Source organism: Candidatus Cloacimonadota bacterium (assembly GCA_034661015.1).
Lineage (GTDB): Bacteria > Cloacimonadota > Cloacimonadia > JGIOTU-2 > JGIOTU-2 > JAYEKN01.
The window spans coordinates 9,176-10,726 of sequence record JAYEKN010000173.1; the positions used below are offsets into that span (position 1 = coordinate 9,176).

Sequence of the window (1,551 nt, forward strand, 5' to 3'; positions counted from 1 at the left end):
TGCGATTAAAAAACTTCGTGCGAATAAAAAACTTCGTGTTGATAAAAAATTTCGAACGAATAAAATAACATTGTAAAAACTAAAGTCCGTTTCATCTCGCCTGTTGCTTTTAATCTGTTTTATCATAAATTTAGAGAGATTAATCCTCATTCGCATCCTGAAATCAAGCTTGAAAAAAAATATCCTGAACTCCGGTCTGCTCAAATTTTAATTCAAGTTTTCTAATCTAAATAGATTCTGTCCGTAAACTCGCATTTTTGCAATAATTCTCCGCAGGTGATTCGACGCAGATGAACACTGAAAAAACCGATTTTCGCAAGATAAAATTTTTTTGTAAAAAGTATAATATCAGCGTTTATCTGCTGAATCAGTGTTCATCTGCGTCGAATCCTTACTTTACGGACAGACACTAAATATTTAAAAATATCTTCAATATGATTTAGAAAAATATCGGCTTTTTGCAAATACTTTTTGGGGAGGGTTGTGGAAACTGCAGCGCAAGTAATTCCGGCTGCTTTTGCCGAAAGAATCCCAAGAGGAGCATTTTCTACAACGAGACATTCACCATTTTTTAATTTCAATTTATCTCTTCCGATTTCATAGGGATCGGGATTAGGTTTTCCGCGGGGCATGTCATCTCCGGTTACGATCACATCGAATAAAGATTGATGTTCATCCGAAAGTGCTTTATGCATATTTTTTTTCGCACAAGCGGTAATGAGAGCCAATTTATAACCTGATTTTTTTAGTTTTGTAATTGTCTCAATTACCTGAGGATAGAAAGTAACATTTACAATGGAGCGGTAATATTCCCGTTTTGTCTCAATAAAGTTATCCCATTTTTCTTTAGGAAATTCAAGACCGGCTTCTTCCAACAAGATCGGCATAAGTTCTTTTGAACTTCTCCCTTCATGAAGAAGGACGGTAAGTTCTTGAACCTTACCGCCCATTCTTCCAAACATCTCTTTCCATGCAAGAAAGTGGTAATGAAGTGTGTCAACAATTACACCATCCAAGTCAAATAGAATTCCTTTGATTAACATTTAAAGTGGCTTTAATCCTTCTTTTCAGGGTAGATTAAAAAGACTATTGTAAATAGGAGGAATGAAATAGCAACAATAAAATAATTTTGAGGTTGGGTTACGTGTAAAAATGGATGCATGTGACCCATAAGAAAATCAATAAAACCGAACAACATGAGAATTGCTGCAATGATACCGGAAATCCAAGCAAGTTTTTTCATAGGTTCTCCTTTCCTAATTTATTTTTTGTTTCCAATTTAATTAGAATCTGTCCGTAAAGGAAAATCTTGTAAGCACCTTGCGGATGGTTGTCTTCCAACGGGATTTGTTATCCGCAACCTCCGCAATGGTGGTCGTTTACATATCTCAACCATTGCGGAGGTGTGGATAAAAATCATCTATCAACCATCCGCAAGGTTTCAGGCTTTACGGATAATCACAAATTATTGGATCAAAAAATTTTATTAACAGAAAAACTAGAAGTTTTAATTCCCCAATTTCTGTTTTGCCAACCGGATAAAAAGTTCTG

Annotated in this window: 2 protein-coding genes; both read right to left on the minus strand. The window is 35.3% G+C overall.

Annotated features, from left to right (window positions below):
- Positions 1–374 precede the first annotated feature (374 nt).
- Positions 375–1,043 carry an HAD family phosphatase gene (locus U9P79_06655; GenBank protein MEA2104302.1) on the minus strand — a complete coding sequence of 223 codons (669 nt, stop codon included), beginning with the start codon at positions 1,041–1,043 and terminating at the stop codon, positions 375–377.
- 11 nt (positions 1,044–1,054) lie between these two features.
- On the minus strand, positions 1,055–1,243 hold the full coding sequence (locus U9P79_06660; protein ID MEA2104303.1) for a hypothetical protein: 189 nt from the start codon (positions 1,241–1,243) through the stop codon (positions 1,055–1,057).
- Positions 1,244–1,551: the final 308 nt, after the last annotated feature.